Source organism: uncultured Halorubrum sp. (assembly GCF_937146585.1).
Classification (GTDB): domain Archaea; phylum Halobacteriota; class Halobacteria; order Halobacteriales; family Haloferacaceae; genus Halorubrum; species Halorubrum miltondacostae.
Genome location: NZ_CAKZRO010000144.1, coordinates 1 through 23,378, shown reverse-complemented (window position 1 = coordinate 23,378; position 23,378 = coordinate 1). Strand labels below are relative to the sequence as shown.

The following is a 23,378-nucleotide window of genomic DNA, read 5'->3' as shown; positions in this document are numbered from 1 at the left end:
CAGCTCGAACCCCTCGCCGTACGCCTGCATCAGCGCGTACTCGACGCCGTTGTGGACCATCTTGACGTAGTGGCCCGACCCGGTCTCGCCCATGCGGTCGTGGCCGTCCGGCCCGGTCGCCACCGCGTCGAACACGGGGACCATCGCCTCGTAGGCCCACTCGGGGCCGCCGACCATCAGCGAGAAGCCCGCCTCCGCGCTCGCCGGGCCGCCGGAGGTGCCGCAATCGAGGTACGCGGCGTCCGTCTCCTCCGCGCGGCGCACCGACTCCTCGAAGTGGGAGTTGCCGCCGTCGACGACGACGTCCTCGCCGTCGAGGTGCGGCTCCAGGTCCGCGAGCGTGGCGTCGACCGCGTCGCCGGCGGGCACCATCAGCCAGATCCGTTTTTCACTTCCCAGTCGGTCGCAGAGGTCCGCGACCGAATCGGCCGGTTCCGCGCCGTTTTCGGCCGCCTCCGCGGTCGCCTCCGCCGAGAGGTCGAACGCGACCACGTCGTGGCCGGCCGCCAGCGACCGGTTCGCGACGATCTGCCCCATCCGCCCCAGTCCGATGACCCCGAGTTCCATGCGCGAGGGGTGGCGACCGCCCGCCGTAGTGGTTCCGGTTCGCCGGACGGTCTCGGCTCCGATTCGTCGACGGGTGCGCGCCGACGGACCCCGTCTCGACGCGCCGCACGCCCCCGAACCGTTTTGACGGCGGGCGGAGTGCCGCGGCTATGGGACGCGTTCACGAAGACGATCTGGACTGGAGCGAGACGGACCGCGGCGAGACCAGATTCCGGCGGAAACAGCTGGCCGAAGCGGCCGACGGCGAGGCGATCGGCTGTAGCCTCTACGAGCTCCCCGCCGGGGCGAAGTCGTGGCCGTACCACTATCACACCGCCAACGGGGAGGCGATCTACGTCCTCGCCGGCGATGCCACCCTCCGTCGCGGGGGCGAGACGGAGTCGATCGCGGCCGGCGACTACGTCGCCTTCGCGGCCGACGAGTCGGGCGCGCACCGCGTCGTCAACGAGGGCGACGAGCCCGTGCGCTACCTCGCGCTGTCGACGATGACCGAGCCGGACGTGACGGTGTACCCCGACTCGGGGACGTTCGGCGTCTTCGTCGGGTCGCCGCCGGGCGGCCGCGAGGAGCGCTCGCTGTCCGGGTACTACGACGCCGACGACGACGTCGACTACTGGGAGATGTAGGGCCACCGGAACCGACGCTGCCCGCGACCTCAGGCCCCGTCGTCCTCGTCCGCCTCGGCCTCCCGCTCGCCGAGGTGCGCGCGCAGCGCGTCCACGTCCTTGTTGCCCGCGCCGGTGTTGAGCAGGACGACGGTGTCGTCGGGGCCGAACTCGCCCGACTCCGCGAGCGCGAACGCCCCCGAGACGGCGGCCGCGCAGGTCGCGCCCACCTCAAGCCCCTCGGTGCGCGCCACGTCGATGGCGGCGTCGAGGATCTCCCGGTCCGTGGTCGCCACGGCGCCCCCGTCGGACTCGCGGATCGCCTCCAAGATGAGGTGGCTCGCGCCCGGGTCCGGGATCGCGATCCCGTTGCACGCCGTGTCGACCTCGTCGTCCGCGAGCGGCTCGTGGCGGTCCGCGCCCGACTCGTAGGCGCGGACGACTGGGGCGCAGCCCGCGGCCTGCGCGGCGTACATCGGGATCAGCTCGTCGGTCCACCCCAGCTTCTTCGCCTCCCGAGCGGCCTTGTGCATCCCCACGAGCCCGACCCCGCCGCCGGTCGGGTAGACGACCGCGTCCGGGGCCTCCCAGTCGAGCTGCGCCAACACCTCCAGCGCCATCGTCTTCTTCCCCTCGTGGCGGTACGGCGTGACGAACGTCTTCGTCGAGTACCACTCCGGGTGGTCGTCCATCGCCTCTGCGTAGGCCGCCCCGGCGTCGCCGATCTGCGAGTTGCCGTCGATCGGGTCGGTGACGGTCAGGTCCGCGCCGTGGACCTCCGTCATCGCCTTCTGCGTGAACCCCGCCCGCGAGGGGAGGAACACGTGCGCGTCGAGGTCGGCGCGGGCCGCGTACGCCGCGGCCGCCTGCCCCGCGTTGCCCGCGCTGTTCAGGGCGACCTCGTTCGCGCCGTGCTCGCGCGCCGCCGTCATCGCGGCCGCCTGCCCGCGGTCCTTGAACGTCCCCGTGGGGTTCGCGCCCTCGTCCTTCAGCAAGACGCGACCGACGCCCATCGCGTCGGCGAGTCCGGGACACTCCACGAGCGGCGTCGCCCCCTCGCCGAGCGACACCGCGGTCTCGGCCGGGAAGGGGAGGAGTTCGTCGTACCGCCACATCGAGCCGTCGGGGCGGGCGTCGAGCGTCTCCGGCGTCAGGTCGATCCGATCGTAGTCGTAGTCGGGGTCGAGGATGCCGTCGCAGTCGGGACAGCGGTGCGTCGCCGTCTCCGGGTCGAACGTCTCCCCGCAGTCGACGCAGGTGAGGCCGACGAACGCGTCTGTCGTCTCCATGGCGACGCGCTCGCGCGCCGGCCCCTTCGGTGCTGTGGTCGCGGCGGGTACTTATGTCTGAAACGTATGAAGCGATACGACGAGGGGGCTCGCGGTCCTACGATTTCACGAGATGCCCGACCCAGCGACCGCGACCGAGCCGCCGAGCGAGTCGAGGTGGAAGCGATGAGCCGAACGGAACTGCGACTGGACCTCCCGACCGGGTCGTGGCTCGGGGACGCCTCGCGGGCAGTCCCCTCGGCGACGCTCCGGGTCGCGGAGGCGATCGCGGTCGACGACGCGGGCGCCCCCGGCGTCGACGACCGGGCGGAGACCGACGGCGACGCGGCTGCGACCGTCCTCGTCGGCGGCACCGACCGGGACCGCGTCGAGCGCGCGCTCGCCGACCACGAGCGCGTCGAGCGCGCGACGGCGGTTCGGCGCCGCGGCGACGTCCGCACGCTCCGGGTCGTCGGCGAGGCTCCCGCGTACCTCCCCGCGGCGCGGGCGGTCGGCCTCCCGATCGAGTCGGCCGTGGCGGTCGCGGACGGTCGCGCGACCGTGACCGTCGTCGGGGACCAAGATCGGATCGAGGCGTTCGGCCGGCGGCTCGCGGGCGACGGCGTGACCGTGGGGGTCGCCGCGACCGGCACCGACGGCTCCGATCGGACGCTCACCGAGGCCCAGCGCGAGCTCGTCTTCGAGGCGGTCCGGGCGGGGTACTACGACACGCCGCGCCGCTGTACGCTCACGGAGCTGGCGGCGGCGAACGACATCGCGAAGTCGACCTGTAGCGAGACGCTCCACCGCGCGGAGGGGCGCGTGATGCGGCGGTTCGTCGACGGCGACGGGCCGTTCGCCCCGGGCCCGGACGTCGAGGGGAGCGCGGCGGTGACCCGGTCGCCTTCCGGCGCGGTCGCGCTCGACGCCGACGACGGCGACGCCGACAAGCTCGACGCCGACTAGCCGGACGCGGGCGTTCGAGCGGCCTTACTGCTCGTCGAGCGGCTTACTCCGCGTCGAGCGCCTGCCACGAGAGCCGCGGGTCCCGCGCGGCGCCGACCTGATCGATCCGGGCCGCGGCCGTGCGGTTCGGGGCCGCGTCGAGCGCCTCGTCGGTGTCGGCGTACGCGAGGTTGAACGCCTCCGCGAGGTCGTCGAGCGAGGACTGCCCCTCGATCTCCGTCGGCTCGGTCAGCATCGCCTCCGGCACCATCTCCGGCCACTTCGTCGTCGGCGGGTGGACGCCGAAGTCGAGCATGCGCTTGGCGACGTCGGCGGCGTCGCGGTCGCTCGCGGTCGCCGCGAACTCGTGGTGGAAGGGGCCGTGCGGCACGTCGAGGTCGATCCGCTCGGCGAGGTAGTTCGCGTTGAGGACGGCCTTCGCCGCCGCGTCGGCGAGCCCCTCGTCGCCGAGGCGGGCGATGTACGCGTACGCCTTGATCAGCACGAGCCAGTTGCCGGCGAAGCCGTGGACCCGCCCGATCGTGTGGGCCGGTTCGAACCGCTCGTACCCCGACCCCTCCGTCGACTCGCGCACCCGCGGCGTCGGGAGGAACGGGGCCAACTCGTCGACGACGCCGACCGGGCCGGCCCCGGGACCGCCGCCGCCGTGGGGGGTCGCGAACGTCTTGTGGACGTTGTAGTGCATCACGTCGAACCCCATGTCGCCGGGGCGGCCGCGGCCGAGCAGCGCGTTGAGGTTCGCGCCGTCGTAGTAGAGCAGGCCGCCGGCGTCGTGGACGATATCCGCGATCTCGGTGATGTCGCGCTCGAAGAGCCCCACCGTGTTCGGGTTCGTGAGCATGAGCGCGGCGGTCTCGTCGCCCACCGCCGCCTCCAGCGCCTCGAGGTCGACGCGGCCGTCCTCGCCAGAGGGGAGTTCGACCACGTCGTAGCCGGCGGTCGCCGCGGTGGCGAAGTTCGTCCCGTGGGCCGACGCCGGGATCACGACCTCCGAGCGGTCGTTCCCGTGGTGCTCGTGGTACGCCTTCGTGACGAGGATCCCGGTCAGCTCGCCCGCCGCGCCCGCGGGCGGCTGGAGCGTGACGGCGTCCATCCCGCCGACGTCGGCGAGCATCTTCTGGAGCCGGTACTGGAGCTCGAGGTTCCCCTGCGCGGAGCGGCCCGAGCGGTCGGGGTGGACGGCGGCGTTCGGGTCGGCCGCCACGTCCTCGGTGAACTTGGGGTTGTACTTCATCGTACAGCTCCCCAGCGGGTACGGCCCCGCGTCGATCGCCCAGTTCATCTGCGAGAGCCGGGTGTAGTGACGCGCCGTCTCCGGCTCCGAGGGGTTCGGCAGCGTCAGCTCGTCGCGGGTCAGGTCCTCCGGGAGCGGGGAGTCCTCTCGCACGTCGACCGTCTCCTGGCCCTTCTCCGAGAGCAGCGGCTCCCGAACGTCCTCGTCGCCTCGCTCGTAGTTCGCCTGGTCGTGGATCATCAGAGCACCCCCTCGAAGGCCGCGACGAGTCCGTCCGTCCGCCCGGCGTTCAGGTCGGTGACGCACACCTGAAGCAGGTGGTCGTCGATCGCGTGGACCGCGAACCCCTCGGTCTCCAGGTCCTCGGCGACGGCCGGGGCGGGCTGGTCGACGTGGACCGCGAACTCGCGGAAGTGGTGACGGTCGTGGACGGGCGCGGTCGCGCCCGACAGGCCGTCGATCCGGGCCGCCAGCGCCTCGGCCTCGCGGACGCAGTCGTTCGCGAGGTCGACGAGCCCGTCCGGGCCGAGCGTCGCCGCGTGGATCGCCGCGCGGAGCGCGACCCACGCCTGGTTCGTACAGATGTTCGACGTGGCGCGCTCCTTGCGGATGTGCTGCTCGCGCGTCTGGAGCGTCAGCGTGTACGCGCGGTCGCCGTTCGCGTCCTCGCTCGCGCCGACGAGTCGGCCCGGAACCTGCCGCAGGAAGTCGTCGCGGCAGGCGAAGATGCCGAGCCCCATCCCGTAGCTGGTCGGCAGCCCGAGCGAGCCGGCCTCGCCGACGACGACGTCGGCGCCGACCGCCGCGGGCGATTCGAGCACCGACAGCGCGACGACGTCGGAGCCGAGCGCGAACAGCGCGTCCGTCTCGTCTGCGACGTCGCCGATCGCCGCGAGCCGCTCCTCGAGACAGCCGCGGACGGTCGGGCTCTCCGCGTACAGCATGACGACGTCGTCGCCCGCGCGGTCGGCGATCGCGTCGACGTCGGCGGTGCCGTCGGCCATCGGGTACGTCTCGACGGTCAGGTCGGCCCCGTCGCAGTAGTTCTCCAGCACCGCCCGCTTCCCCTCGCGGAGCTGCTCGGGCACGAGGACGGTGTCGCCCGACGTGGACCGGACGCGGTCCGCGAGCGTCGCGGCCTCGCCGAGGGCGGTCGCGGCGTCGTACATCGAGCAGTTCGCGACGTCGAGCCCGGTCAGCTCGACGAGCATCGATTGGTACTCGAAGAGGGCCTGGAGGAACCCCTGCGACACCTCCGGCTGGTACTGGGTGTAGCTCGTGAGGAACTCGGCGCGGTCCGAGAGGTGGTCGACGACGCTCGGCACGTAGTGGGCGTAGTGGCCCCGGCCGAGGAACTCCGTGAGGTCGTCGTTGCGCTCGAAGATCCGCGCGCACTCGTCGCGGATCTCGCGCTCCGTCCGCGGCTCGATCCCGAAGTCGCCGTCGAAGGCGACCGGCTCGGGGATGTCGAACAGCGCCTCCTCGTCGTCGACGCCGATGGCCGCCAGCATCGCCGCGGTCTCCGCGTCGGTGTGGGGCGCGTACGGCGTGCCGTCGGCCCGGCTCATCGGTTCGTCCCGTTCGGTCCGCAGTCTGTCGGTCGGTCGTCGGTGGCTCCTCGGGTCGCGGGTCGTCGGTCCACGGGTCGCGTGGAGTCGGAAGGTAGCGTGGTCATGGTCGTGTGTCCGGGTAGTGGTTCGACCGGGGCCGTCGCCCGCCCCGGGGTCGCGTCCGTGGCGGTCAGGCGATCTGGTCGTCGTACTCGTCGGCGTCGAGGAGCCCCTCGGCGTCGCCCCCCTCGGCGGAGGCGACCTCGAGCATCCAGCCGTCGCCGTACGGGTCCTCGTTGACGAGCTCCGGGCGGTCGAACAGCTCCTCGTTGACCGCGACGACTTCGCCCGCGACGGGCGCGTACAGGTCCGAGACGGCCTTGATCGATTCGACGACGCCGAACGCCTCGCCGGCGGCGACCTCGTCGCCGACCGCGGGGAGTTCGACGAACACCACGTCGCCCAGTTCGTCCTGCGCGAAGTCGGAGACGCCGATCCGAACGGGGTCTCCGGTCGTCGCCCACTCGTGCGATTCCAAGTACCGTCTGTCGTCGGGAACGTCGAAGCTCATTGGTCAGAGTCGCCGCGGCCCGCTCGGACGCCGGCCCGCGACGTCGCCGGGCCGACGGCGTCGTCGACGGCGACGACTCGTCGGCCGGCCGCCGGCGGCGTCCGCGATCGGGAGGCGGTCCGCGACACGTGTGTTTCACCCTTCTGACGACGAGGAAATAAAAGGTGTGTTCGCGGCGGTTGAGCCGCCGCACGCCGCCACGGACCGCCCGGTCAGATCCCCGCGCCGCGGCCCGTCAGGTCCAGCGGTCGAGCCCGGTCTGGACCTGCGACTCGGCGATGCGCTCGAACCCGCGCTCGACCTCGTCGGCCGCGACGCCCCACTCGTCGACGACGTACTCGCGGGCGGCGGGCACGTCCGGGTTCACGTCCGTATCGACCGCGACCTCCGTCGCCGGCGGGTCCATGAACAGCTCGCGGATCGCCTCGGCGTTCGGGATCTCCGCGTCGCGGGCGTCGAGGACGCCCCAGAGGTCGCCGTGTTCCGTGACGGCCTTCACCGCCGTCTTCGGCCCGATCCCGCGGACGCCCTCGTTGAAGTCGGTGCCGCAGAGCATCGCGACGTCGACGAGCCCCTGCCGGTCGAGGCCGAGCTCCTCTAAGGTCGCCGCGAGGTCCATCAGCTCCGGGTCGCCCTTGCTCGTCAGCTGTCGGAGGGTCGTCGGCGCGCCGAACAGCAGCGTGTCGTAGTCCTCGCTGCCGGCGTGGTCGACCGTCCCCGTCGCGGCCATCCGCGCGCACTGCGCCTCCCCCTCCGCGGGCGCCTCGACGACCGGCACGTCGAGCCGTTCGAGGAGCTCGCGGGTCGTCTCCTGTATCGTGTCGGTGAGCCGCTGCGTGCGCGCCTCCAAGCGCGCGGCCTCGACCGCGTCGCCGCGCTCCTCGGCGGCCGCCTTGCGCTCCTCGGCCGCCTCGCGCTTCTCGCGCCGGTCGGCCACCTCGTCGGCCTTCAGGTCGGTGACCGCGCCGTCGAACACCATCACCGGAATGAGGTCGTGCTCGAAGAACTTCGGGAGCCCCTGGACGACCCCGATGAGGTTCGCGACCTCGACGCCGTCGGCCGTGGTGTACTTCTCGTCCGACGTCCACTTGACCGTCGTCGTGAGGTACCGGTACAGCCAGTTGTGTGCGTCGACGGCGACGACGCTCCCTTCGAGCTCCGCGAAGGGGACGTCGCGGATCGACGCGAGGTCGCGCAGGTCGGCGTTTCCCATCGTCCCACTCTGGGGCGCGTCGCTGTTAAACGCTGACGGGTCGGGGTGGGGGTCGGCCCGCGACTCCCGCCCGACGGCCGCTCGACTCCCGTCGCGATCCGCCTGCCGACTTCTGGGCAGTTTATGTGCGTCACGCGCGTACGGAGCGCCGTCTGAATGGTCTCCCCGTTCGAGGTGTTGGACGTCGACGAGGACGCCGACGACGAGGCGGTCGAACGGGCCTACCGCGAGCGCGTGAAGCGCGCGCACCCGGACCAGGGCGGCTCGACCGAGGAGTTCCAGCTCGTCCGCCGCGCCTATCGGGAGCTGTCGGAGCGCGACGGGGACGGCGAGGGCAGCGACGACGGGGTCGACCCGGCGGACGTCGACCTCACCGAGGACGACGGCGCGCGCGAGCCGCGGTCGACCCGCGTCGAGTTCCTCGACTACGAGGCCGTCGTGGACTACGGCTGGTCGCTCGACGACGACGAGCTGTTCCGGAAGGCCGCCCACGCCGACCTCGGCCCCGACGCCCACGGCCGGCTGCTCGTCCACCCCGACGAGAGCCTGCTGGAGGCGGCCGAGCGCAGCGGCTTCGCGTGGCCCTTCTCGTGTCGCGGCGGCGCCTGCGCGAACTGCGCCGTCTACCTCGCCGAGGGCGACCTCTCGCAGCCGACGGACCACATCATGCCCGACGACCTCGCCGAGCGGGGCTTCCGGCTCTCCTGTAACGGCTACCCGCTGACCGACGAGCTGTCGGTCGTGTTCAACGTGAAACAGCGGCCCGAGCTCGACGACCTCATCCTCCCGCCGGGACCGTTCACGCGTCGCTGACCGGGTCGCGGCCGAGAAAACGGACCGGGAAGCGCCTCAGAACGACTCGGCGACGGCGGCGACGACGGCGTCCTCGACCGCGTCGCGCTCGCCGGAGAGGAACTCGATCTTCCCCTCGCGGACGCCGGCCGTGGCGACGTCCGCCGCGGGGGCGAGCTCGGCCGCGCGCGCGGCTACGTCGCGGACGGAGACGTCAGCGGTCGTGCGGACGTACAGTTCGTCGGTGCCGACGCCGACCGTCGCGAACGGCTCGCCGTCGGCGCGGCGGCGATGGAGGTCGTCCAAGAGGAGCGGCGTCGGCGGGAAGTCGTACCGGTGGGTGTAGCCGTCGGTGTCGAGCAGCGCGAACTCGACGCCGTCGACCGCCTCGGTCACGACGTTCGCGTCCGCGGTCTCGACCTCGGTCTCCAGCTTCTCGCGGAACTGCTCGGAGACGTGCGCCGCGAGGTCGCCGCCGTCCGAGAACAGCAGGTCGGCGATCAGCTCGCGCTTGTCCTGGTACGACTGGTAGTACGCCTCAAGCGCGACCGCCTCGCGGAGCTCCGCGACGCGCTCGGCGTCGTAGCCCGCGTCGCGCGCGAGGTCGACGTACCGCTCGGGGGCGTCCGCCCAGTAGCTCACCGCCGGGAGGTGCCGCAGGTCGGCGCGGACCTCGTCGTTGATCGCGGACGCCAGCGAGGCGACGAGCGCGCCCGTCGAGAGGGTCTCGTCGCCGTCGGCGTCGGCCAGCTCCGGCGAGACGAGCGTGTCGACCGCGTCCCGGGTCTCGGGGTCCGCGACCGCGGCGTCGACGACGACCGCGTCGACCCCGTACACCGACAGGAGGTCGATGCCGTCGGCGGACTCCGTCGTCGAGCCGGCCCCGACGAGGAGGAACAGCGGGAGCTTCTCGTCGTGGCGGTCGCGGTCCTGGAGCATCCGCGTCGCGTCGTTGGTGGCCGCGTCCATCCCGTACACCGGCTCGTCGAGCGGGCGGCGGGTGAAGTAGTGGTACTCCGCATCGCTCTTCGCGTGCTCGTCGCGGATCAGCGGGAGGACGGCGCGCTCGACCGCGGCGCCGGCGACGTAGCCGTCGGCGGTCGCCGGGTGGCGCACGACGATCGGGCGGGACTCGAGGACCGCGCGGCGGACCGCCTCGGCGGCGTCGAGCAGCCCGTCCGCGAGCTCGGCGACCGTCTCGTCGCCGGCCAGCGGCTGGAGCCCCTCGGGGCGCGCCTCGTCGGTGAGCGCCTCTGCGAGCCGGCGGCGGACCGTCTCGGCGTCCTCGCCCTCGAGGAGCACGAGCGCGTCGGACTCGACCTGGATGTCGCCGCGGTGGCTCTCGACCTCGCCGTCGACCCGCACCGCGTCGCCGACCTCGACGTCCGGGTACGCCCGGACGCCCGGCTCCACGAACGCGGCCACGTCGACCGCACCGGTCTCGTCGCTGATCTCGAACACGGTCGGGCCGCCGGTCTGGCGGACGCCGACGACCTCGCCCTCGATCCGGACCGAGTCGCCGACAGCGTCGCCGAGGGTCGTGATCGACACGCGTTCGGGCTCCGAATCGTCCGCGTCGGACCCGCCCGCGTCGACCTCGGCGGACTCCTCTCCGTCCGCGGTCGTCGCGGACGCGGACTCCGCCGCCTCGCCGCCGTCGTCCGCGGCCGCGTCCGATTCGTGAGTGTTCGTCGTCTGGGATTCTACCGGCTCCTCGTCGACGTCGTCCGTCTCCTCGGCGTCGTCGGTCCCGTCACCCTCGTCGACCTCCGCAGCGTCGTCGGCCTCGTCGACCGGCGCGTCGGCTTCCGCCCCGTCCGTGTCCCCGGACTCAGGGGCGTCGCTCTCGTCGTCGGCCGCGGACTCCTCGGCGTCGTCGTCGACGTCTTCGTCAGGAAGGTGTTCGCCGGACGACTCCTGGATCAGGACGCCGCGGAACTCGCGGTCGGCCTGCCGGATCGACCAGCCGAGGTCGACGTTGCCGTTGTCGCGGACGCCCTTCACTTGGACGAACACGTCGTCGCCCGGCTCCCAGTCGAGGCTGTCGAGGCGGCGGTCCAGCTCGGAGCGGTGGAGCAGTCCGGTGACGCCCGGCGCGAGGTCGACGAACACGCCGAACTCGGCGTACCCGTCGACGACGCCCCGGTAGAATCGGCTCGGAACCAGATCGTCGGGTGCGTCGCCGCGGAAGTCGAACACGACGTCTTCCTGGTGCGAGTCGCAGACGCGACCCCCCCCGACGTCGGTGCCACAGATGATACAGGATCCCATTTGAATACACCGAGAGTCTCGGGCCTAAAACGGTTGTCGAAAGCACGCTGGCCGCACGACGGCCACGAGGCGAGCGCCGGCGGTCACGTCACGCGCCGAGCAGCGTCCGCGCCGCGGCCACGACGCGGTAGCCGACGCCGTAGCCGAGCGCGGCCGGCGGGAGGACGGCCACGACCGTCCGGACCGGGGAGAGGCCGTGGACCGCGCGGAACCCGACGAACAGCAGCACCGCGGCGTAGGCGCCGCAGACGATCTTGAGCTCGGGTATCGCCGGCCCGGCCAACGCCATCGGCGAGCTCGCGTACGCGACGACCTGGACCGTCTCGCTCACGCCGCCGCGCTCGCGGAACCCGAGCCCGTCCGCGAACTCGACGCTCGCCACTACGACCCCGACGGTCGCGATCGCGGCCGTCAGGTGGAGGCCGACCGGCGCCGCGAGCGCCATCACGACGAGGAGGGTGACGATCCCCGAGAGCGCCGGCGACGAGGGAACGACGCCCGGGATCGCTCCGGGGTCGGCGACGATCCACCCGAGCGTGAACGCGGCGGCGACGGCGACCGCGAACGTCAGCGCCGGCGCTTGGTCGCCGGGCGTGATCCCGTTCACGAACGCGCGCCGCGGCCGAACGAGCACCTCGACCCAGGTCCGCGCGACGCCGCGCAGCCCGCGGGGGCGACCGCCCGACGAATCGCTCATCCCAGACACGGTCGGAGTTCGGTCGCGCGGAATAACCCGCTTCCGGTTCGGCCCGGGGGCGGTCCCGGGTCGGCGGGCGCGGCGCGACCAAACTTATCAGCGCTGATACGTGGTCCGGAAACCCTTATGTCGGTCCCGTCTGAGTGTCGGTCGAATGGTCGCGTTCCGAGACGACGAGCGCGGGTTCACCCCGCTGGCGGGGACGGGGCTGCTCGTCGGGGTCGTCGTGTTACTGCTCGCCATCGTCGGGGCGGCGGTGTTCGGCCTCATCGACGGCGTGGCCCCGCCGGACGCCGAGTTCGAGGGCCAACAGGAGAACGGCACCCTCGTCGTCGTCGCGCTCGGCCCCGAACCGGTCCCGGCCGAGGAGTTGTACGTCCGCGGCGAGGACCCCGACGGGAACGTCCAGTTCGGCGCGTGGCCCGGCGACGGCGTCGTCAGGCCGGGTGACAAAGTTCCCGTTCCGAACGCGACGGGCAACGAGAACTTCGACGTCGTCTGGGAGCCGGTCGCGTTCGACAACCAGGAGACGCTGGGGAGCTACGACGGCGAGGAGTCCGCGATCGACGAGTGGAGCGAGGAGAACGGCGGGAGCGCGCCCGGCGGCGCGGTCGGCGTCTGAAGCCGACGAGGCGGCGCGGCGCAGACGCGGTTCCTCCGGTTTCGCCGTCGACGAGCGCTCACTCGACCGCGACCCACTCGCCCCGCTCGGCGGCGCGCTCGATTGCCGCGAGGACCCGCTGGACCGCGTACCCGTCCTCGAACGACGGCTCGAACGCGTCGCCGTCGGCGACCGCCGAGAGGAACTCGTAGTTCTCGTGGACGAACGTGTGCTCCCACCCGATCACGTGGCCGGGTGGCCACCAGCGGTCGACGTACGGGTCCGACTCCTCGGTGACGAGCACCGTCTCGTAGCCGCGGTTCCCCGCGCGGAGCACCTCCAGTTCGTTGAGCCGCTCTAAGGAGAACGTCAGGCTCCCCTCGGTCCCGTGGACCGCGATCGCGTGGTCGTTCTTGTGGCCCGCGGCGACCCGACTCGCCTCGAAGGTCCCGGTCGCGCCCGTCTCGTACTCGACCTGCGCGCTGTACGCGTCGTCGACGGTCACGTCCCGATACTCCGCGACCGACCCGTCCTCGTCGTAGACGGGGCGCTCGTCGACGAACGTCGTCAGCTTCCCCGAGACGCGGTCGAGCCCGCCGACCCGGTCGCCGACGAGGAACCTCGCGAGGTCGATCGTGTGCGCGCCGAGGTCGCCGAGCGCGCCGGAGCCGGCCAGTTCGGCGTCCATCCGCCACGCCCACGGCGCCTCGGGGTCGACGAGCCAGTCCTGGAGGTATCGACCGCGAACCTGTCGGATCTCGCCGAGTTCGCCGTCCTCGATCAGCCGCTTCGCGTGGCGGATCGCGGGGACGAACCGGTAGTTGAACGCCGTGCCGGCGGTGACGCCCGTCGCGGCCGCCGCGTCGCGCATCGCCGCCGCCTCCTCCAGCGTCGGCGCGAGCGGCTTCTCACAGAGGACGGGAACCCCGGCTTCGAGGGCCGCGATCGACGGCTCCGCGTGGACGTGGTTCGGGCCGAGGTTGTAGAAGACGTCCACCTCGTCGATCGCGGCCTCCCAGTCGGTCGCGGTGTGCGCGAAGCCGAACCGCTCGGCCGCGTCCGCCAGCGCCGCCTCGTCGCGCCCGACGAGCGTGTGCCGCTCGACGTCGGGCGCGTCCGGGAAGAACATCGGCAGTCGCGCGAGCGCGTTCGCGTGCGCCCTGCCCATGAAGCGATACCCCAGTACGCCGATCTTCAGTGGTTCTCGTGTCATCGGATCCTCCCCCGCCTCACTCCGCCCAGTACGCGTCGCCCGGTTCCGTCTCGAACACCGCCCGGTCCAACACGTCGACGGCCTTCTCTAACCCCTCTCGCGACGACGTGAGCGAGTCCTCGTGTTCGATCGACAGCGCCCCCTCGTAGCCGACCATCCGGAGCGTCGAGACCACGTCCTTCCAGTGTCCCTCGCCGTGGCCGTAGCCGATCGAGCGGAACAGCCACGAGCGGTCGGCCTCCTCGGCGTAGCCCGTCGTGTCGAGGACGCCCTTCACGCGGCTCCGGACCTCGTACACCTCGGTGTCCTTCGCGTGGACGTGGTGGATCGCGTCGCGCTCGCCGAGGAACCGGATCGCCTCCGTCGCGTCGATCCCCTGCCAGTAGAGGTGCGAGGGGTCGAAGTTGGCCCCGATCCGGTCGCTGGTCGCCTCGCGGAGCGCGACCAGTCCGGTCGGCTCGTACACCAGCATGTTCGGGTGCATCTCGATCGCCACGTCGACGCCGTGCTGATCGGCGTGGGCCGCCACGTCGCGCCAGTAGGGGATCGCCACCTCGTCCCACTGGTAGTCGAGCGCGTCGGCGTGTTCGGTCGGCCACGGCGCGGTCACCCAGTTCGGCGTCGAGTCGCCGGGCGCGCCCGCCGGGAGCCCGGAGAAGCACGTGACGGTGCCGACGCCGAGCAGGTCGGCCAGTTCGATCGCCTCGCGCAGCTCGCGGTCGGCGGTCGCGGCCCGCTCCTCGTCGGGGTGGAGCGGGTTGTTGTGCGTCGCCAGCGCGGAGATCCGCAGCCCGCGGCCGTCGAGCAGCGCGAGCAGCTCCTCCCGCGCCGCCCCGTCGTCGAGGAGCGCTCCGCGGTCGACGTGGTCCTCGCCGGGCCACCCGCCGACGCCGAGCTCGACGGCGTCGACCCCGAGATCGGCGAGGTACGCGGCCGCGTCGTCGATCGGTTCGCCGCCGAGGGGGACGGTCAGCACGCCGATGTCCATGCGCACGGCTACACCGACGCTCGGAATAAGTGTTCAGGGCGGTCGCCGCGGCGCTCGGGTGTCGGAGACGGCCGTCTCCGAGGACCGCCTCGCGTTCCCGCCGCGGACGCCGGCGCTGCGCCGCGAACCGCATGAGGTTTTAACGGGTGGAACGCGTATGACGCGACATGGGTATCCTCTCTCGCGCCTCCTACGTCATCCGCTCGAAGGTGAACTCCCTCCTCAACCGGGCGGAGGACCCCACGGAGTCGCTCGACTACTCGTACGAACAGATGCGCGACGAGCTCCAGGACGTCAAACAGGGTATCGCCGACCTGACGACCCAGAAGAAGCGCCTGGAGATCCAGCAGCGCAAGCTCGAGGAGAACGTCGAGAAGCACAACCGTCAGGCCCGCGAGGCGGTCCAGCAGGACCGCGACGACCTCGCGCGGAAGGCGCTCGAGAAGAAGAAGTCGAAGATGGCCCAGATCGAGGAGCTGGAGGGCCAGATCGCCGACCTGAACAACACACAGGAGCAGCTCGTCGAGAAGAAGAACAAGCTCCAGAACCGCATCGAGGAGTTCCGCACGAAGAAGGAGACGATGAAGGCCCGCTACGAGGCGGCCGAGGCGTCCTCCCGCGTCTCCGAGGCGATGACGGGCGTCGGCGACGAGATGGAGGACGTGAGCCGCTCCATCGAGCGCGCCGAGGAGCGCACCGAGGAGATGGAGGCGCGCGCGGAGGCGATGGACGAGCTGGAGGACTCCGGCGCGTTCGAGGACGCGCTCTCCGACAAGGACAGCATCGACCGCGAGCTGGAGAGCCTCTCGACGAACAGCGAGGTCGACGCCGAGCTGGAGACGCTGAAAGGCGAGCTCGGGAAGGGCGAGTCGTCGAACGGCGACGACGCCGTCAGCGACGAGGACGTCGACGCCGAGCTCTCCGACATTGAGTCGGAGATCGACGCGGACGACTTGGAGGCCGACCTCGACGACGGTGATTCCGACGTCAACCTCGACGAGGAGCTCGACGTCGAGGTGGAGGAGTCCGACTCGACGGCCGACGAACCGCGGAACTGATCGAGAACGGCCGAGAGTCGGTCCTCGTAGTCCCCGCGACCCCTCCCACTGCCGTGGTCCCCGCGGTCTCTGCGCTGTTCGCCCGTTATCGGTGCTCCCCGCTTCAGTCCTACTCGCTCCGCTTCACTCCGACGTAGAGCGCGCGCCGGTCCCCGCGCGGTCCTGCTCGGTGAGCCGTATCTCGCCGTCCGCGAGGTCGACACCCTCGTACGGGTCCTCGGCGAGCAGCAGCGACCCGTCGAGGTCGGCGTAGTCCAGCAGGGGCGCGAGCTGCGCCGCCGCCGCGATGGAGGCGTTCGACTCGATCATACAGCCGCACATCACCTCCAGACCGTGCGCCCGCGCGGCGGCGATCACCCGCCGCGCCTCGGAGAGGCTCCCGGCCTTCATCAGCTTCAGGTTCGCGATGTCGCAGCGGTCGGCGATCGCGGGCACGTCCGCCGCGGTCACGCAGGACTCGTCGGCGGCGATCGGCAGTTCGGCGCGCTCGTAGGCGTACCGGAGTCCCTCCGGATCGTCGGCCGAGACCGGCTGCTCGACGAACTCGACGTCGCGGTCGGCGAGCCACGCGCTCTTCGCGACCGCCTCCTTCGGCGTCCACGCCTCGTTCGCGTCGACGCGGAGCCGGGCGTCGGGCGCCGCCTCGCGGACCGCGTCTATCAGCTCCCGGTCGCGGTCGGTGCCGAGCTTGATCTTCAACACGTCGTGGCCCGCCGCGACGGCGTCGGCCGCCTTCTCGCGCACGCGGTCGGTCTCGTCTAAACCGATCGTGAACGACGTCTTCGGCGCGTCGGTCGGGTCGAACCCCCACAGGCGGTGGAGGGGGACGCCGAGCCGCTTCGCCGCGAGGTCGTGGACCGCTATCGAGACGGCGCAGCGAGCGGCGGGGTTGCCGTTCACGACTCCCCGCAGTTCCGCCTCGATCTCGTGGACTGCGTGGGGGTCGCCGACGCGCTCGACCGCGTCGAGCAAGTCAGGCATGACGGCCGCGACCGTGTCGGCCGTCTCGCCGTAGTGGGTCGACGGCGCCGCGCCGCCGACCCCGGTCATCCCCGCGTCGTCCGTCACTCGGACGATCACGTTCTCGGCGGCCGTCTGGGTCCCCCGCGAGATGGTGAACGCGTTCTCGAGCGGCAGCGAGACCCGCTCGAACTCGGCGTCGAGGCTCATTCGGCCGCCTCCTCCCCGTCGGCGTCCGCGGCGTCGCCCGCGCCCAGTCCGGCGTCGAGGGCGGCGTCGACGATGGCGTCCGCGCCGTGTCGCACGGGGTCGGTCGCGGGGACGCCGGTCTCGGCGGCGAACGCGGCGACCGCCTCGGCGGCCGCGTCGTCGCCGTCGACGTCCTTCGTGTTGACCGCGCCCGCGACGACGCTCGTCTCGTGAACCGGGGTCGCCAGGTCCTCGTAGAGGTCGACGAAGTCGGCGAGCGGCGGGAGGGCGAACTCCTCGTAGCCGTGGACGACCTCGCGGCCCGCGGCGTGACAGAGGACGAGCCCGTCCGCCATCGACCCGTGGAGGATGCCGCAGGTGACCGCCGAGTAGGCCGGGTGAACGATGCTCCCCTGTCCCTCGACGACGAGCAGGTCGCGGTCGCCGCCGACCGCGACGAGCATCTCCTCGACGGCCCCGGCGGTGAAGTCGGAGACGACGCGGTCGATCGGGTTCCCCCAGCCGGCGATCATGATCCCGGTCTGGCCCGTGGGGACGAACGCGGCGTCGATCCCCCGCTCGCGGGCGGCCGCGACGATCTCCAGCGAGGCGGTCATCTTCCCGACCGAGCAGTCGGTGCCGACCGTGAGCAACACGTCGGCGTCGATGTCGCCGGACGCGCCCGTCGCGACCGTGAGGTCGTCGTCCGGCTCGCGGACGTCGACGAGGTCGACGCCGTGCTCGGCGGCCAGCGCGGCCAGCTCGTCGTCCTCGTTCAGGAAGTAGTGGAGGCCGCTCACCACGTCGCAGCCCGCCTCGATCGCGGCCTCGACGTCCGACCGCCACGACTCGTCGAAGCCGCCGCCGATGGGGGCGATCCCGACGTAGAGGGCGTCCAGGTCGCCGTCGGCCGCCGCGTGCGCCTCGTCGAACGACGCGACGATCGGCGCGTCCGCGACGTCCGGGACGTGGTCGCTCACGCGGTCGCCGGCGCGGTCGCGGTCGAGGACGGCCCGGACGTCCTGGTCGCCGTAGCGCAGCACGCCGAGCGCGGTCTTCGCGCGGTCGGGGAACTTCTCGTGGGCGAGGACGGCGATCCGCTCGTGGTCCATGGTGGGTCGCTCGCCCCGGGCGCTCTTAAAAGGGTCGAGGGTCGACTGAGGGACGCGAAGACGGACTGCGGCGGCGCGTGCCGACGAGTGCCCGTAGGGCGCGAGTCACACGCGCGCGGTCGCCGGCGCTACGCGCCGGCTGTCAGAGGGACCTCCGGTCCCTCGCTGGAGTCGGTCGCCGAAGCGAAGCGAGGCGACCGACGAGAGTGGGGAGGGGTGCGGCTGCGGTGCCGTGCGTTCCCGCGAGCAAAGCGAGCGGGAGCACGGAAGTCGCAGCCCGCGCAGCGAAGCGAGCAGGAACGTCTTCCGGAGGGGCGGGACTCAAAGGGGCAGCCGGGAGGACGGAGCACGGCGTAGCAAGCACCGCAGCGAGCAACGCGAGCGAGGCGCGCAGCAAGCCGCGCGAGTCCTCCCGGCTGGGGCTTTGGAGGTGTTCGCGGTCGCTACGCTAGCAACTACTCACGAGTAACTGACCGAGTAATTAGGCGCTGCCGTCGACGAACTGGTCCGCCCCCTCGTAGAACCAGTATCCGTTCTCGCGCATCGCGCGACCCAGCTCCTGGTGGAACTCGACGAAGTCGGCGAACTCCTCCTGCTCGACGTGCTCGAAGATCTCCTCGACCGAGACGACCGTCTCGAAGTCGATCCGGATCGGGTGGTCGCCGTACTGCTCGACGTACTCCGCCGCGGTCAGCGGGAAGTCCTCCCCCTCGTCGATCTTCTTCGCGAGCACGGCGTGGCCGTACTGCCGCATGCCCTCGCTCCCCTGCTCGCCGTCGGGGTCGTGTGGCCAGTCCATACCGGTGGATTCGCCGGATCGGGGATAGTGGTTTCGGATGCGGCGGTCGGGCTTCAGATCATAGTCGCCTCGATACCCGCTCGCCGCCGGGCGCGCGCCCAGTTCGATCGGAACTGTCCCCGGCGAGTGCGACGATTGTCCGGAGTTTCAGCTCTAATTCTCCAGCCTGATATTTCGCTACTGTCGTTTATGTACGGCTGTCAGAACAGCGAGGTATGCCAGCCGACGACGGAACACGTCTCCTCCGACGCCTCTTCGATCGTCTCCGCGGCCGATACGCGTTCAAAATCGCGGCGGCAGTCGTCGTCGTCTCCGCGGTGTTGCTCGGCGCGGGCGCGCTCGCCGTCGACCAAGTCCAGGGCAGCGTCGAGTCGGACGCCCGCGAGGCGATGATGAGCTCCGCCGAACGCGAGGCCCAGGGGATCGACGGGTTCGTCGAGGACATGAACGGGTACACGCGCCGGGTCTCGTCGTCCTCGGGCGTCCAGTCGTCCAGCGAGGGACGGGTACGGGACGAGCTGCGGGCCAACGCCGACATGCTCCCCGAGTACGTGCTCGAGGTTCACTACTACAACATGGAGTCGAACGAGGTGACCGTGAGCACGTCGCCGACGACCGAGGGCACGACGTACGCCCGGTCCGAGCGGCCGTGGGCGGTCGGCCCGGACGCGTTCGCCAACGCGAACGACGTCCGCTCCTTCGAGCCGTACAAGCAGGACGGCGAGAACCACCTCGGGTTCGTCAGCCCGATCAACAACGTGCCCGGGAAGGCGATCGTCATCACCGTCGACCTCTCCGAGCGCGGGGCGCTCCTGACCTCGCCCGTCGACGGCGGGAACATGCAGGTCGTCTCCACGCGCACGGGGAAGGTCGCGCTGGCGTCGAACAGCGACGCGATCCTGAACGACTACTTCCTCGTCGAGGAGCTCTCGCACCTGAGGACCGGCGTCACCGAGCCGGTCGCGGTCGACGTCACCGACGACGAGCAGACGGTCGTGAACGGGTCGGCGGTCGCCACGGCGACGGCGCCGATCGACAGCAAGCCGTGGGCCGTCGTCGTCGCGGCCCCTGAGGGCCGGGTGTACGGGACCGTCGGCGACGTCACGCGGACCGTCCTACTGTTGATCGCCATCTCCGTCGTCGGGCTGCTCGCGGTGGGCGGGTTCGTCGTCCGCGACGTCAACGGCTCCGTCGACGACCTGCGGGGGTACGCCGAGGCGATCGAGGCCGGCGACCTCGACGTCGACATCGAACGCGCCCGGACCGACGAGTTCGGCCAGCTCTCGGCGCTGTTCGACCGCATCAGGGAGACGATGCGCGAGCAGATCGCGGCCGTCGAGGAGTCCGCCGAGGAGGCCGCCGCGGCCCGCGAGGAGGCGGAGTCGCTGTCGACGCATCTGGAGACGAAGGCGGACGAGTACGAGGCGACCATCGACGCGGTGGCCGACGGCGACCTCACCCGCCGGCTCGACCCCGAGAGCGAGAGCGAGGCGATGACGGCGATCGCCGAGTCGCTCAACGAGACGCTCGACCAGTTGGAGGCGCTCGTCGTCGGCATCCAGGACGCCGCCGAGACGGTCGGCGAGCGGAGCTCCGAGGTGACCGCCTCCGCCGAGGAGGTGGAGTCGACGAGCGTCGACGTCGCCGACAGCGTCGAGGAGATCTCGGTCGGGACCGAGCGGCAGGAGGAGACGCTCGCGACCGCGGCCGCCGAGCTGGACGACCTCTCGGCCACCGTCGAGGAGATCGCCTCCTCGACCGACGAGCTGGCACAGCAGTCGGCCGAGATCGCCGAGACCGGCGCGGCGGGCCGCGACGACGCCGGCGAAGCGATCGAGCGGATGGACCGGATCGACGACGAGGTCGGTCACACCGTCGAGGAGATGCGCGAGCTGCGCGACGAGGTCGAGCGCATCGGCGAGGTGGTCGACCTCATCGACGACATCGCCGAGCAGACGAACATCCTCGCGCTGAACGCCTCCATCGAGGCCGCCCGGGCCGGCGAGGCCGGCTCCGGCTTCGCGGTCGTCGCCCGCGAGGTGAAGGACCTCGCGGAGGAGACCGCGGACGCGACCACCGAGGTCGAGGAGCTGATCGCGGGCGTCGAGGCCTCCACGGAGTCGGTCGCGGAGGGGATGTTCGCGATGGAGGACGACGTGGAGGCGGGGCGGGCGGTGGTCGAGGAGACCGTCGCCACGCTCGAGACGATCGTCGACAGCATCGACGACGCCAACGCGGGCGTCCAGTCCATCAACGAGGCCACCGACCAGCAGGCGGAGTCGACGCAGGAGACCGTCTCGATGATCGACGAGGTCGCGGAGGTGAGCGCCGAGACCGCGAGCGAGGCGCAGAACGTCTCCGCCGCCGCGGAGGAACAGACCGCGGCGATCGGCCAGATATCGGCGAGCGCGGAGTCGCTGTCGTCGCGCGCCGACGAGCTCCGGACGCTGGCCGACGAGTTCGAGGCCCGCGAGGCGGCGGCCGCGGAGGCCGGAACCGGGGTCGCCGACGGCGACGGTCCGGTCGTCGACGGCGCGAATGCGGCCGGTGACGGCGACGGAGGCGAGACGCGCGTCGAAGACGCGGTCGACGAGTTCGAGTTCGGACCGACCGACGCCGCCGAGGCCTCGGCCGACGGCGGCTCGGAGGTCGACGGCGAGGCCGTCCCCGGCGACGACTGAAGGGAGTCGGATGGGCGTCGGCCGCGAAAAGCACTTCACGCCGTTCGCCGTCGTCCGCGACGTGTACCGCAGAGCCCTCCTCGCGTCCGCGACCGCCGTCTCGGCCGCCTCGCTCGCGGGCTGCCCCGCGCCGCCGCGGGGCGACGACCCGACGACGGTCGCCGACGCGACAGTGACGTTCCGCCGCGAGTACGACGGCGAAATCGACGGCGCCGAGACGGCTCCGAACGACGTCGCCGCGGTGCGCCGACAGCTCGGCCGAGCGCCGCCGCGGCTGGTCGTCGTCGGCCGCCTCCTCGCCGGGTCTCGCCGCTGCTACCGGGTGACGCTGTCCGAAGTCACGCTCGACGGGGACGCGCTCCGACTCCGGCTCGCCGCCGAGGACGACCCCGACTGGGACGGCGACGCCTGCCCCGACGTCGCCGAACCCCACCCGTACTCCGTCGCCGTCGCGTTCGTCGAGGCGACCGTCCCGGAGCGCGTCGTCGTCCGCCACGAGGGCGAGACGATACTGGCGGAGCAGATCTGACGGGATCGGCGCGATCGCGACCCGGCAGCGCGCGTTACTCCACGACCTCGACGACCGGGTCCTCCGCGGTCAACCGCGTGAGGAGGACGCGCGGGACGTTCGCGCGCATGAGGATCTCCCCGGCCACCGCCCGGGCCGCCGTGGCGTCCGCCTCGTCGTCGACCTTGTTCACGATCGGGATCGCGGTCGCGCCGCGGGGGACGCCCTTCAGCCCGCCCGCCGGGCTCGCGAGGACGGTCGCCACGTCCGCGGGGCGTATCTCGTCGCCGACCTCGCGGCCGGTGATCGCGGCGACCTCCTCGGGGCGGTGGACGAGCTCCTCGGTGAGCGGTTCGCCGACGGCATGCGCGCTCGCGACCGGCGCGACGACGTCCGCGTTCGCCGGGATCTGCGGCTCGTGGTCGGCCGGCGCCTTGAACTCGCGGAGGCGCGCCCCGTCCGCCTTCACGAGCGTCGCGCCGGGCGCGGCGTCGGCGACCTCGGCGACCGTGTCCGCGTCGTACCCGAGGTAGCGGTCGGACCGCTCGCGCTCCGAGACCAGCCCGAGCGGCCAGTCGCCGTCGCCGGCCCCGTCGATCGCGGCCACCGGGTCCTCGGTCACGCGCACCGCGGCGACCCGGTCGTCGAAGATCGGTATCCGGACGGTGGCGGTCACCACCGGTCGGTCGAGGCGGTCGGCGAGCGCGAACAGCGTCGACTTCTTGCCGCCCGCACCGACGACGCAGACGGTCGCGTCGCGGGCGTCGAGCGCGGTCGTCAGGTCCATGCCGGGGCGTTCAGTCGCATCGGACCTCACTCTGGCGGTCGGACGGGCGGCCGACCGGCGGCGTCGCGGCGGCGGACAAATTGATACGACTCCGCCACGCAGGTCAACCGGATGCGCCGAAACCGCACCCGAGTCATTCGCGTGGACCTCTCGACGCGCGAGACTACCAGCGAACGGGTCCCGCGGGACTGGCGACGCGACTTCGTTGGCGGGAAGGGGATCGGAGCGCGCTACCTCTACGAGGAACTCTCGCCGGGAACGGACCCGACGGGGCCGGAGAATCTCCTCGCGTTCCTCGTCGGGCCGCTCGCGGGCTTCCTGCCGGGAGAGACCCGGTACGCCGCAGTGACGAAGTCGCCGCTCACCGGCGGGTTCCTCGACTCGTACGCCGGCGGCGACTTCGCCGTCCGGCTCGCGGGGTCGCTCGACGACTGTATCGGCCTGCTCGTGACCGGGGCCGCCGACGGACCGGTCCGGATCGAGGTCGAGGGGGGTCGCGCCAGGGTCAAGCCGACCGACGCGTGGGGCGACGACGCCGCCGAGACCGCCGAGCGGTTCCCGGACGCCGGCGTCGCCTGCGTCGGCCCGGCCGGCGAGCGCGAGGCGGCGTACGCGACGATCGCGAGCGACGGCGGCGACCACCACGCCGGGCGTGGCGGCGCCGGCGCGGTGATGGGCGCGAAGCGGCTGAAGGCCGTCGTCGCCCGCGACCCCCCGCCGGCGGTTCCTGAGGACCTCGCCGCCCGCC

General features: G+C 72.1%; 22 protein-coding genes. 8 read left to right on the top strand and 14 right to left on the bottom strand.

Features of this window, described 5'->3' with window-relative positions; all coding sequences use genetic code 11:
- Positions 1-630 (bottom strand): NAD(P)-binding domain-containing protein (locus tag Q0116_RS12440; RefSeq protein ID WP_297888825.1); only part of this gene is annotated, 630 nt, incomplete at its 3' end.
- Positions 631-716: 86 nt separating this feature from the next.
- Between Q0116_RS12440 and Q0116_RS12435 the strand changes: the two genes are divergently transcribed.
- Positions 717-1,193 (top strand): cupin domain-containing protein, encoded by a 477-nt coding sequence (locus Q0116_RS12435; RefSeq protein WP_297888822.1) that lies wholly within the window; start codon positions 717-719, stop codon positions 1,191-1,193.
- A gap of 29 nt (positions 1,194-1,222) precedes the next feature.
- Here the strand turns inward: Q0116_RS12435 and Q0116_RS12430 are convergent, their stop codons facing one another.
- Positions 1,223-2,461: a threonine synthase gene (locus tag Q0116_RS12430; RefSeq protein ID WP_297888820.1), complete on the bottom strand. Its 1,239-nt coding sequence runs from the start codon at positions 2,459-2,461 to the stop codon at positions 1,223-1,225.
- Positions 2,462-2,626: 165 nt separating this feature from the next.
- Between Q0116_RS12430 and Q0116_RS12425 the strand changes: the two genes are divergently transcribed.
- A complete protein-coding gene (locus Q0116_RS12425; protein ID WP_297888818.1) occupies positions 2,627-3,406 on the top strand; it encodes a helix-turn-helix domain-containing protein in 780 nt (259 codons plus the stop codon).
- 43 nt (positions 3,407-3,449) lie between these two features.
- Here Q0116_RS12425 and gcvPB read toward each other — a convergent pair whose 3' ends face one another.
- The 4 genes from gcvPB to fen all read right to left on the bottom strand — a co-directional run bounded on the left by gcvPB (position 3,450) and on the right by fen (position 7,974).
- On the bottom strand, positions 3,450-4,880 hold the full coding sequence (gene gcvPB, locus Q0116_RS12420; RefSeq protein WP_297888815.1) for an aminomethyl-transferring glycine dehydrogenase subunit GcvPB: 1,431 nt from the start codon (positions 4,878-4,880) through the stop codon (positions 3,450-3,452).
- Positions 4,880-6,208: an aminomethyl-transferring glycine dehydrogenase subunit GcvPA gene (gene gcvPA / locus Q0116_RS12415; protein ID WP_297888813.1), complete on the bottom strand. Its 1,329-nt coding sequence runs from the start codon at positions 6,206-6,208 to the stop codon at positions 4,880-4,882. The genes gcvPB and gcvPA overlap by 1 nt, the downstream gene beginning before the upstream one ends.
- 172 nt (positions 6,209-6,380) lie before the next feature.
- Positions 6,381-6,761, bottom strand: a complete 381-nt coding sequence (gene gcvH / locus Q0116_RS12410; RefSeq protein WP_297888810.1) for a glycine cleavage system protein GcvH — start codon at positions 6,759-6,761, stop codon at positions 6,381-6,383.
- 235 nt (positions 6,762-6,996) lie between these two features.
- Positions 6,997-7,974 (bottom strand): flap endonuclease-1, encoded by a 978-nt coding sequence (fen, locus tag Q0116_RS12405; protein ID WP_297888807.1) that lies wholly within the window; start codon positions 7,972-7,974, stop codon positions 6,997-6,999.
- 156 nt (positions 7,975-8,130) lie between these two features.
- Here fen and fer point away from each other — a divergent pair, with 156 nt between their 5' ends.
- Positions 8,131-8,787, top strand: coding sequence for a ferredoxin Fer (gene fer, locus Q0116_RS12400; protein WP_297888803.1), 657 nt, complete (start codon positions 8,131-8,133; stop codon positions 8,785-8,787).
- 36 nt (positions 8,788-8,823) lie between these two features.
- Here the strand turns inward: fer and Q0116_RS12395 are convergent, their stop codons facing one another.
- Together Q0116_RS12395 and Q0116_RS12390 are read right to left on the bottom strand one after the other, a co-directional pair.
- Entirely contained in the window at positions 8,824-11,037 is a 2,214-nt protein-coding gene (locus tag Q0116_RS12395; protein WP_297888800.1) for a DHH family phosphoesterase, read from the bottom strand.
- Between the two features lie 88 nt (positions 11,038-11,125).
- Positions 11,126-11,734, bottom strand: coding sequence for a YIP1 family protein (locus Q0116_RS12390; RefSeq protein WP_297888798.1), 609 nt, complete (start codon positions 11,732-11,734; stop codon positions 11,126-11,128).
- A 154-nt stretch (positions 11,735-11,888) separates the two neighbouring features.
- Here Q0116_RS12390 and Q0116_RS12385 point away from each other — a divergent pair, with 154 nt between their 5' ends.
- A complete protein-coding gene (locus tag Q0116_RS12385; protein ID WP_297888795.1) occupies positions 11,889-12,356 on the top strand; it encodes a type IV pilin in 468 nt (155 codons plus the stop codon).
- A gap of 58 nt (positions 12,357-12,414) precedes the next feature.
- Here Q0116_RS12385 and Q0116_RS12380 read toward each other — a convergent pair whose 3' ends face one another.
- Both Q0116_RS12380 and Q0116_RS12375 read right to left on the bottom strand, forming a co-directional pair.
- On the bottom strand, positions 12,415-13,548 hold the full coding sequence (locus Q0116_RS12380; protein ID WP_297888793.1) for a Gfo/Idh/MocA family protein: 1,134 nt from the start codon (positions 13,546-13,548) through the stop codon (positions 12,415-12,417).
- Positions 13,549-13,564: 16 nt separating this feature from the next.
- Positions 13,565-14,536 carry a sugar phosphate isomerase/epimerase gene (locus tag Q0116_RS12375; RefSeq protein ID WP_297888791.1) on the bottom strand — a complete coding sequence of 324 codons (972 nt, stop codon included), beginning with the start codon at positions 14,534-14,536 and terminating at the stop codon, positions 13,565-13,567.
- A gap of 167 nt (positions 14,537-14,703) precedes the next feature.
- Here Q0116_RS12375 and Q0116_RS12370 point away from each other — a divergent pair, with 167 nt between their 5' ends.
- Positions 14,704-15,594 (top strand): PspA/IM30 family protein, encoded by an 891-nt coding sequence (locus Q0116_RS12370; RefSeq protein ID WP_297888789.1) that lies wholly within the window; start codon positions 14,704-14,706, stop codon positions 15,592-15,594.
- A gap of 123 nt (positions 15,595-15,717) precedes the next feature.
- Here the strand turns inward: Q0116_RS12370 and Q0116_RS12365 are convergent, their stop codons facing one another.
- The 3 genes from Q0116_RS12365 to Q0116_RS12355 all read right to left on the bottom strand — a co-directional run bounded on the left by Q0116_RS12365 (position 15,718) and on the right by Q0116_RS12355 (position 18,654).
- Complete coding sequence (locus tag Q0116_RS12365) at positions 15,718-16,764, bottom strand: dipeptide epimerase (RefSeq protein WP_297888787.1); 1,047 nt, start codon at positions 16,762-16,764, stop codon at positions 15,718-15,720.
- The gene (locus tag Q0116_RS12360; protein ID WP_297888785.1) at positions 16,761-17,855 is read right to left on the bottom strand and encodes a DUF1611 domain-containing protein; all 1,095 of its coding nucleotides are present in this window, start codon (positions 17,853-17,855) and stop codon (positions 16,761-16,763) included. The genes Q0116_RS12365 and Q0116_RS12360 overlap by 4 nt, the downstream gene beginning before the upstream one ends.
- 481 nt (positions 17,856-18,336) lie before the next feature.
- Complete coding sequence (locus Q0116_RS12355; protein ID WP_297888783.1) at positions 18,337-18,654, bottom strand: DUF5785 family protein; 318 nt, start codon at positions 18,652-18,654, stop codon at positions 18,337-18,339.
- A gap of 215 nt (positions 18,655-18,869) precedes the next feature.
- Here Q0116_RS12355 and Q0116_RS12350 point away from each other — a divergent pair, with 215 nt between their 5' ends.
- Positions 18,870-21,335 carry a methyl-accepting chemotaxis protein gene (locus Q0116_RS12350; protein WP_297888781.1) on the top strand — a complete coding sequence of 822 codons (2,466 nt, stop codon included), beginning with the start codon at positions 18,870-18,872 and terminating at the stop codon, positions 21,333-21,335.
- Between the two features lie 10 nt (positions 21,336-21,345).
- The gene (locus tag Q0116_RS12345) at positions 21,346-21,864 is read left to right on the top strand and encodes a hypothetical protein (protein WP_297888778.1); all 519 of its coding nucleotides are present in this window, start codon (positions 21,346-21,348) and stop codon (positions 21,862-21,864) included.
- 34 nt (positions 21,865-21,898) lie between these two features.
- On the opposite strand, the gene yqeC is transcribed toward Q0116_RS12345, so the two are convergent.
- Positions 21,899-22,630 carry a selenium cofactor biosynthesis protein YqeC gene (yqeC, locus tag Q0116_RS12340; protein WP_297888775.1) on the bottom strand — a complete coding sequence of 244 codons (732 nt, stop codon included), beginning with the start codon at positions 22,628-22,630 and terminating at the stop codon, positions 21,899-21,901.
- 111 nt (positions 22,631-22,741) lie between these two features.
- Between yqeC and Q0116_RS12335 the strand changes: the two genes are divergently transcribed.
- The coding region (locus Q0116_RS12335; protein ID WP_297888772.1) for an aldehyde ferredoxin oxidoreductase N-terminal domain-containing protein at positions 22,742-23,378 on the top strand (637 nt) is incomplete at its 3' end.